Origin of the sequence: Propionivibrio sp. (assembly GCF_017995515.1) — a bacterium.
Lineage (GTDB): Bacteria > Pseudomonadota > Gammaproteobacteria > Burkholderiales > Rhodocyclaceae > Propionivibrio.
This window is the reverse complement of record NZ_JAGOIT010000173.1, coordinates 1-3651: the sequence shown is the minus strand read 5'-3', so window position 1 is coordinate 3651 and position 3651 is coordinate 1. Positions and strand designations below refer to the sequence as shown.

4 protein-coding genes are annotated in these 3651 nt (G+C 63.6%); 3 read left to right on the top strand and 1 reads right to left on the bottom strand.

Annotated features, from left to right (window positions below; genetic code table 11):
• Positions 1–465 (top strand): hypothetical protein (locus KBA32_RS16695; RefSeq protein ID WP_294361381.1); only part of this gene is annotated, 465 nt, incomplete at its 5' end.
• Here the strand turns inward: KBA32_RS16695 and KBA32_RS16690 are convergent.
• The gene (locus KBA32_RS16690; RefSeq protein WP_294361380.1) at positions 432–1028 is read right to left on the bottom strand and encodes an isocitrate dehydrogenase kinase/phosphatase AceK regulatory subunit; all 597 of its coding nucleotides are present in this window, start codon (positions 1026–1028) and stop codon (positions 432–434) included. The genes KBA32_RS16695 and KBA32_RS16690 overlap by 34 nt on opposite strands.
• A gap of 264 nt (positions 1029–1292) precedes the next feature.
• On the opposite strand from KBA32_RS16690, the gene icd reads away from it, so the two are divergent.
• Both icd and KBA32_RS16680 read left to right on the top strand, forming a co-directional pair.
• Complete coding sequence (gene icd, locus KBA32_RS16685; protein ID WP_294361378.1) at positions 1293–2522, top strand: NADP-dependent isocitrate dehydrogenase; 1230 nt, start codon at positions 1293–1295, stop codon at positions 2520–2522.
• Between the two features lie 302 nt (positions 2523–2824).
• Complete coding sequence (locus KBA32_RS16680) at positions 2825–3331, top strand: hypothetical protein (protein ID WP_294361375.1); 507 nt, start codon at positions 2825–2827, stop codon at positions 3329–3331.
• Positions 3332–3651 lie beyond the last annotated feature (320 nt).

Sequence of the window (3651 nt, the reverse complement as noted above, 5' to 3'; positions counted from 1 at the left end):
CTGGAGCACCTGCCGGACCCCGATCGGGCGCTGCGCAGCCTCGCCCGGGTCGTCCGTCCCGGTGGCACGGTGACCGCGATCGAGGGCGATCACGGCTCCACCTTCTTTTATCCGGACGACCCCTACGCCCGGCGGGCCATCGAGGCCCTGGTCGAACTCCAGCACCGGGGTGGTGGTCACGCCCTGATCGGCCGCGAGCTGTACCCCCGCTTCGTCGCCGCGGGTCTGTCGGAGGTGGCGGTTTCCCCGCGCTTCGTGTACGCCGACGCAAGCCGTCCCGCCATGGTCGAAGGCTTCACCCGCCTCACCTTCGCCGCCATGGTCGAGGGCGTGGGGGAGGAGGCCCTGCGCGCCGGGCTGATGAGCCCGGAGGACTGGGAGCGCGGAGTCCGGGCGCTCCTGCGCTGCGCCGAGCCGGACGGGGTGTTCTGCTACACGTTCTTCAAGGCCAGCGGACGGCGGTAGCGCAAGGGGTCCCGATGCTGGCGGCGGGGACCGTGCGGGCAGCGGACTCCGCACCTGCGTCCTGCGACTCCTCCAGATCCGCCGCGCGCGACGGGCAGCGAAGCGTGCCTCGACGTCCGCGTCACTCGCGTACTGGGCGGAAACGGGGCGCCCACACTGGGAGGAACGGGCGAAAAAAAACCAACCGAGAACGGTTGGTTTTTTGAATGGTGGTGGAGCAGGCGCGACCACACCGAATTGAAGAAGGTCTCGGCCAGTTCCGGCTGCTTGTGGTTGATCAGCAGGCCGATGTAGAAGAGCTTGACCTGGAGCAGCGTCTCGTCGTCGAGCAGGTGGGCGCGCAGGTCCTGGGCCAGGGCGCAGGCCGTCTCGTTGGCGCTGTCGTTGTAGGCCGGAAGGCGCTCGCGCACGGCGTCCTGCACGCCTTTCCAGTCGCCGGCTTCGAACAGGGCCTTGGCGCGACGGCCGTAGGCACGCAGTTCGGCGTAGTGGGCGTCGAAGGCCTCGATGGTGGCTTCGGCGATGCGTCGGGCGACGGGGTGAAATTCGTTGGAAATGCTCATTTTTGAGTGATCTGGCAAAGCGCGGTGGCGGCAGTTTAGCATTCGCTAAACGGAAGCAATTGATGCGTAAAGAGAATGAGTTTGTGCTGGCGAGGAATGATCATTTCCTCCATAATCCGTAGCTGTGCATACCGAGATGGCGGTCGCAGGGCCGTCCCGGCAGGCGATTCCCGGCTCCGCCGGGCCGCGGAAGATGTCGTAAGGTTTGGGCACAGCAGGTGTTAGGCAGTCCGTACTCACAACACTAAACCAACAGGAGCAGAAATGAGCGAGAGTCTGATCAAGGTTCCGCAAGGCGGACAAAAAATCGTTCCGGGCCAGGCCATGCCGGACAATCCGATCATTCCGTTCATCGAGGGCGACGGCATCGGCGTCGATATCACCCCGGTGATGAAGAAGGTTGTCGACGCTGCGGTCACCAAGGCTTACGGCGGCAAGCGCAAGATCCACTGGATGGAAGTCTACGCCGGTGAAAAGTCGACCAAGCTCTACGGTTCCGACGTCTGGCTGCCGGCCGAGACGCTCGCCACGCTCAAGGAATACTCGGTTTCGATCAAGGGCCCGATGACCACCCCGGTCGGCGGCGGCATCCGCTCGCTCAACGTCGCCCTGCGTCAGGAACTCGACCTCTACCAGTGCGTCCGCCCGGTGCGCTACTTCCGTGGCGTGCCTTCGCCGCTCAAGCAGCCCGAGCTGACCGACATGGTCATCTTCCGCGAGAACACCGAAGACATCTACGCCGGCGTCGAATGGATGGCCGGTTCCGACGCCTGCAACAAGATCGTCAAGTTCCTGCGCGAGGAAATGGGCGTCAAGAAAATCCGCTTCCCGGAAACCTCGTCGATCGGCATCAAGCCTGTCTCCAAGGAAGGCACCGAGCGCCTGGTGCGCGCCGCGATCAAGTACGCCATCGACAACAAGCGCAAGTCGGTGACCATCGTGCACAAGGGCAACATCATGAAGTTCACCGAAGGTGGCTTCCGTGACTGGGCCTACGCGCTGGCCAAGAACGAGTTCGGCGGCGTCGAGATCGACGGCGGCCCGTGGCTCAAGCTGCCGAACGGCATCGTCATCAAGGACGCCATCGCCGACGCCTTCCTGCAGCAGATCCTGCTGCGCCCGGCCGAGTACGACGTGATCGCCACGCTCAACCTCAACGGCGACTACATCTCCGACGCGCTCGCCGCGCAAGTCGGCGGCATCGGCATCGCCCCCGGCGCCAACATCTCCGACCAGTACGCCTGCTTCGAAGCCACCCACGGCACCGCGCCCAAGTACGCCGGCAAGGACTACGTGAACCCCGGTTCGCTGATCCTCTCGGCCGAAATGATGCTGCGCCACATGGGCTGGGTCGAAGCCGCCGACCTGATCATCAAGTCGATGGAAGCCGCGATCGGCGACAAGGTCGTCACCTACGACTTCGCCCGCCTGATGGACGGCGCGACCGAAGTGTCGTGTTCCGGCTTCGGCGACGCGATGATCGAGCGCATGTAAGCACCCCGCCGCAGGCGCCTCCCGGGCGCCGTGCCGCGCCACAAAACCCTGCCGCGACGGCCGTCCGGCGGGGTTTTTCATTTCAGACGGGCTGGCGCAGGCCGCAAAAAACCGGCTTGGAAGGCGCATCCAGCGGTCGTCCCAGCCGGGCAGGCCTGAAAGCGCCTCTGGATGCGCCTTCCAGGCCTGCCTATGTTATCGGGCGGTGAAGTAAGTGATTGAATCCACGCCGGCGCCGCGCCGTAGACATCCGCCCGCGCCAAACGTAAGCTGGGCCGCGTAGAAACGAAGGGGGCTGAAGGATGAACGCGAGAACGGTTGTTGCTCTGCTGCTGGCGCTCGCCGCGCTCTTCGGCTGCGCGACTGCGACCTACACCGACGCGCCCCCGGCGCTGGGTGGGATGTACTCCAGTTACGCCTACCTCGGCTACCCCGGCGAAATGCGGCGGATCGAGGACGTGGGGATCGTCACCACCGACGGTCCGATCATGATCCTGGCCGTCGATGGGCAGTCGGTGGCCGAGTTAAAAGCCTTCAAGTCCGCCGGGCGCTCCGCCAGCGGGCGCTATCAGTTGCACCTGCTGCCCGGGATGCACGCGCTGGTACTCAGCGTGGGCGAGGCGCGCGGCGCCAGCGCGAAAGCCTGGACGACCTCGCACATCACCAAGATCATCTCGATCAGCAAAGGGCAGGTGATCCATCTGACGCTCTCGGAGAGCGGCAACACCTGGAACGCGAAAGCCACCGACGGGCGGGCGGCGCTGGATTCGATTACCAGCGACTTCCGGGAACTGACGAAGAAGAAATAGTCGGGGTTGCGAAGGGCTTTCACTGAGGCTGGATTGACCGGTGTTCGGCCAAAGCAGCCGCTCAAGCTACTGTGCTAGCATGATAGCTATCTTAGATAAGCTGTCGTTGTTAATAGACGCAGTCAGTTAAGAATCTACCAAGGCCGCATCTACACAACCAGAGTCGATTCAATTGGAAACCCATTAGCTTAGATGTCGGGTCCCGGACGAATACATTCTAAAATACCGGCGTCCGCTATTGATTGGTCGTGAGGTACTCGCGCGCGTCATGGCAGAATGGAGAGATCGGGACCAGCCATGTTGATCGCCTTGCACAAGAA

Excerpts from the sequence above, each read along its gene's own strand:
- KBA32_RS16690 (WP_294361380.1), bottom strand. The coding sequence starts at position 1,028 with ATGAGCATTTCCAACGAATTTCACCCCGTCGCCCGACGCATCGCCGAA.
- icd (WP_294361378.1), top strand. The coding sequence starts at position 1,293 with ATGAGCGAGAGTCTGATCAAGGTTCCGCAAGGCGGACAAAAAATCGTT.
- KBA32_RS16680 (WP_294361375.1), top strand. The coding sequence starts at position 2,825 with ATGAACGCGAGAACGGTTGTTGCTCTGCTGCTGGCGCTCGCCGCGCTC.